General features: G+C 57.6%; 7 protein-coding genes. 2 read left to right on the top strand and 5 right to left on the bottom strand.

All coding sequences use genetic code 11. The annotated features are described in order from the left end of the window. Nucleotides 1-25 precede the first annotated feature (25 nt). The 4 genes from EOA24_RS30235 to EOA24_RS30250 form a co-directional block, all read right to left on the bottom strand. The gene (locus EOA24_RS30235) at nucleotides 26-214 is read right to left on the bottom strand and encodes a recombinase family protein (protein WP_127410391.1); all 189 of its coding nucleotides are present in this window, start codon (nucleotides 212-214) and stop codon (nucleotides 26-28) included. Between the two features lie 257 nt (nucleotides 215-471). Then, on the bottom strand, nucleotides 472-987 hold the full coding sequence (locus EOA24_RS30240) for an SDR family NAD(P)-dependent oxidoreductase (RefSeq protein ID WP_127410392.1): 516 nt from the start codon (nucleotides 985-987) through the stop codon (nucleotides 472-474). Nucleotides 988-1,297: 310 nt separating this feature from the next. Then, entirely contained in the window at nucleotides 1,298-1,654 is a 357-nt protein-coding gene (locus EOA24_RS30245) for a DUF2958 domain-containing protein (RefSeq protein WP_127410393.1), read from the bottom strand. A 9-nt stretch (nucleotides 1,655-1,663) separates the two neighbouring features. Continuing rightward, entirely contained in the window at nucleotides 1,664-1,879 is a 216-nt protein-coding gene (locus EOA24_RS30250) for a hypothetical protein (protein ID WP_127229641.1), read from the bottom strand. Nucleotides 1,880-2,605: 726 nt separating this feature from the next. Between EOA24_RS30250 and EOA24_RS43420 the strand changes: the two genes are divergently transcribed. Together EOA24_RS43420 and EOA24_RS30260 are read left to right on the top strand one after the other, a co-directional pair. After that, the gene (locus EOA24_RS43420) at nucleotides 2,606-2,893 is read left to right on the top strand and encodes a PilZ domain-containing protein (RefSeq protein ID WP_127410394.1); all 288 of its coding nucleotides are present in this window, start codon (nucleotides 2,606-2,608) and stop codon (nucleotides 2,891-2,893) included. A 220-nt stretch (nucleotides 2,894-3,113) separates the two neighbouring features. Continuing rightward, entirely contained in the window at nucleotides 3,114-3,554 is a 441-nt protein-coding gene (locus EOA24_RS30260; protein WP_127410395.1) for a MucR family transcriptional regulator, read from the top strand. A gap of 53 nt (nucleotides 3,555-3,607) precedes the next feature. On the opposite strand, the gene EOA24_RS42530 is transcribed toward EOA24_RS30260, so the two are convergent. After that, on the bottom strand, nucleotides 3,608-3,814 hold a 207-nt coding region (locus EOA24_RS42530; RefSeq protein ID WP_210213618.1), incomplete at its 5' end, for a hypothetical protein.

The following is a 3,814-nucleotide window of genomic DNA, read 5'->3' on the forward strand; positions in this document are numbered from 1 at the left end:
AACGCTGCAGCTGTTCTTGCCAAGGTCAATTCCCAGCATCATGATCGTCATGGCTCGTCCTTCTCCGCTTTCCAAACACAGGCATCCTAGCCGATGCCTCAAAGGAGGGCGGGCCATTCCATAAAACTCGCTGACAGCCTGCGGCCCCGAGCCGCTCGACCTGGGCGGTCAAGCCCTGTCCTTCAGTCGAGACCCGCGCATATCCGTACTTCATTCACGCGCGCCTCCTTGTTGTTTCGTTCTCGGGAAATAGCTCAAGGACCGGGAAACGAGCGACAGAACCAGCTCGTCATCAGGGGTGATTCTCTCAGTGCGGATGATATCGGCCACGTACAGGTAAATAGCTGATGCCGCGACAGCTCAAAGGGGCGAGCCAGACCGAGCATAAAAGCATCCACCTATCACTGCCGTCGGAAAGACGGGCGGCTGACAACAGCGGACGCCGCTCCGAGATGTACGGTGCCACGAAAGCTACCAGGATACGGGAGTGCCTCGATAATCCACGAACGTCCCAGTCAAATCCATGGTCGTTTCCCACGCCCGCGCGTAGACACCTGCCGCAGAGTCCGCGACCTCGACCGTGGCATCGGCTCCGCCCATTTCCGTTCGAGCCCATCCGGGATCAACGACCCTGACGGTGATCGACTCGGAGGCGAGATCGGTTGCCAAGCCCTGCATCACCTTGTTGAGCGCCGCTTTGGACGCGCGATAGGCGATCCGATCGGACTTCGCATAATTCATCCGCGCCATCTGGCTGGAGATCGTGACGATACGGGCGATGCCAGCACGGTCTCGCGCGGCACGCAGGTTGGGAACAAAGGCCTGCACGACCCGCAACGGTGCCAGCGTATTCACTTCCAACGCGCGACGAAAACCGTCGAAGTCCATATCGAGGGTGGATTGCCGCTCCGGACCTATAGTCCCGGCGCTGTTAATCAGGAGATCGATCGGCCGGCCTCTGAGAACTGCGGCGACGCGGTCCAACATCTCTTGGTGGTGACGTCGACTCCATTGATAACTTCTCCGGATGCCACCTCTCTGACCTTCGTGCCCACTAACGCAATGACATCATTGCCCTGTTCGAAAGCGAAGGCAGCAAGCGCGCGCCGATTCCGCGGCCCGCCCCGGTGATTAGCATCGTCTTTTTCATACCGAACGCCCCTATCGGAGGGGCGTGACGGAGAAATGACGGCTATCGGACTGTCGCTCATGGCACCGTCGGCTCTATCCGAAATTCACCGCTGGCAATACGATCGAGACGGCGCCACATGTGGGTGGCGCCGCCTCAATTTGATCGTCAGGACTTGATGCGACCGAGTCGCCGAGCCTCGTCGGCGTATTCCGACAGCGGCTTGTCGGGGCTGAAGTACAGGTCCCGCTCGACAGGTAGGCCAAGCTGCCCGCGTAGCGCCGACAGCTCAGAGGGGCTGACGTTGCCCATTTCCGGGCAGCCAAGCCCGAGATCACATAGTCCGAACGCGATATCCGGATCATCCGGGTCGATTTCGGTCAGGAGCCAGGTCGCGCCGGCGTCGGGGGTGAACAGCTTCACGACCGGGACGAAGTCGATTTCGTGTGCCGTCCCGCGAAGGGGCTGCTGCTGGCGACCATTCGCCAGCAGCTTTTCCCGCAGACTCTGGGTGAGGATCTGCATGGCCGCCTCCTACTCGTCGGACTTCGGTGCGCGGAGGACAACGCGGCCGTCGATGGGCAAGGCCTCGAGGAGGAGCGTGCCGCCCTCGCCGTCGTCATGGGCGAAGAAGGCGCCGATGCGGGTCCAGAAGCCCTTCTGGCCTTCCTTGCCGTCGCGCACGGTATAGGCGTGATAGAGCGGCGATTTCGGCTCGGGTTTCGTTTCGGAGTTGCGTCTGTTGGTCATGGTCTTTTCCTTTGGTTGCTGGTTTCTGTCCCGGAGGACGGTTCCAAAGGAGACGGCCCACTGGGCCGGATTGTCCCCAACACGGGAGCGCAGCGAATGGAGCGGGCAGGAACGGGACAAGACGGCTGGGCCGGATAAAAGAAACGTCATCAGCTCCGGGCAAGACAGCAACAGGAAAGGTCGTTGGCCGACAGACAAGGGAAGAACGTCAACCCCGCCTAAACGCAAGAGCGTCACATCAGACGACAACCAGCCCAGGAAATGAAGGTTTCGCCATGGAGCAGCTGCCAGATGTAACCTTGGAACTCCGCTCCGATCAGGCCGCCTCCTCCCGGTCCTGGCCGTCGTGCAATGCATACCTGCCGTCCCACCCGGTCGAAGGAGGTGCGACCGGGAATGAGAAGCTCCTGCAGCATGCCGGGCCATGCTGCAGGCATGGCTGCAGGCTTAGATTCGCGATTGGGGCACGACGCAAGGCCGTCAGAATACGTTTGCCATCCCGTGGGGAGACGAGATTGCAGCTCGATCGGCGCTAATAATCCTTTTCAATTCCGCCCGCGGAACGAGGAAGCGAGTAATGTAACTCACAATGCAACTGTAATACATGGGTCCGTTTCCCTCATTGCTACTCGACAACAGTAATGTTACCGGATTTTGTGGCGTGACCTCCGGCTGCGCAAGCTGGCTGTGGCAGATGCGAGCCGATCTTACCTTGATGGGTGTTCTATGAATGGGGGAAAAGAATCCAGGGAGCAGCGGCGTCGGCGCGTTCTCAAAGGAGCGTCCATTCTTTCAGGTATTTCAAATTCTGAAGTCAAGTGCACTGTTCGCAACATGCATTCGCAAGGCGCGGAGCTGCAGGTGTCAATTGACGCGCGCGTTCCAAATGAATTCCTCCTCTACATCCCGACTGATGGGGTCGGTTATAAAACAGTGGTTCAGTGGCGCCGAGGGGACAAGCTCGGAGTTATGTTCTTGGGCACAGAACCTAAGCCGCATTGGCACTACGGTTAAGTGTGCGACCCGGCTTGAGCCTATTCCAGCCAAATAATGGAAACAGGATTCTTTGCACCCTCAACCGTGCGACGTAGACCACGACGTGACCTATCCTCAGTAGAAAGTCGCGAACGCTGCGAAATTACGCGTCTACAGCCCTTAGCCAGAATATTCGCGCATATTGCACATTTCGGATTTGGCGGGTATGGGAATCCCGGGGGAATTGAGGAGAACAAAGATGTCCCTGGAATCAGGCAATAATCTCATCGAACTTACTGCTGATATCGTTTCCGCTTATGTCCAGAAGAACCCGGTGCCGGCATCTGGATTGCCGGATTTGATCGCTAGTGTGAATTCGGCATTGTCTAATATTGGAAATGCAACTCCGCCTGAGGCGCCAAGCCTAAAGCCGGCAGTCAATCCCAAAAAGTCGATTTACCCGGATTATATCATCAGCCTGGAAGACGGTCAGAAATACAAGTCACTTAAGCGCCACCTTGCAGTCAGGCACGGCATGACGCCTGATGAATACCGGACGAAATGGGGATTGGCAAAAGATTATCCCATGGTCGCCCCGAATTACTCGGCAGCCCGATCAGCGCTCGCGAAATCGCTAGGCTTGGGGAGAAAGGCGGCTCCAGTCAAAAAGTCTTCCTCGAGGCGCAAGGCGAACGCCTAAGGCATGGACAAGACTAGGCAGGAGCTTTTGGCCCGAGCAAAGAATCACCGCAATCACACCGACGCCGCCCGCGATTGGCGTACCTCACCAGAACAAGGAAAGTCATAAGAGAAGACGGCGTTTCTCGTTTCTCTCTCGTAGGGAGAAAAGATAGACCGTAAAGCAATATAATTTGGTAAAAACTGGCCGCGAATGCGGCCCTTTTTGTTGGTAACCTTGGTCGTTCCCTCGGAAGAAGGTCTATTCGGCCGCCTCTGTCG

This window comes from Mesorhizobium sp. M2A.F.Ca.ET.039.01.1.1 (assembly GCF_003998035.1).
In the GTDB taxonomy this organism is placed as follows: Bacteria; Pseudomonadota; Alphaproteobacteria; order Rhizobiales; family Rhizobiaceae; genus Mesorhizobium.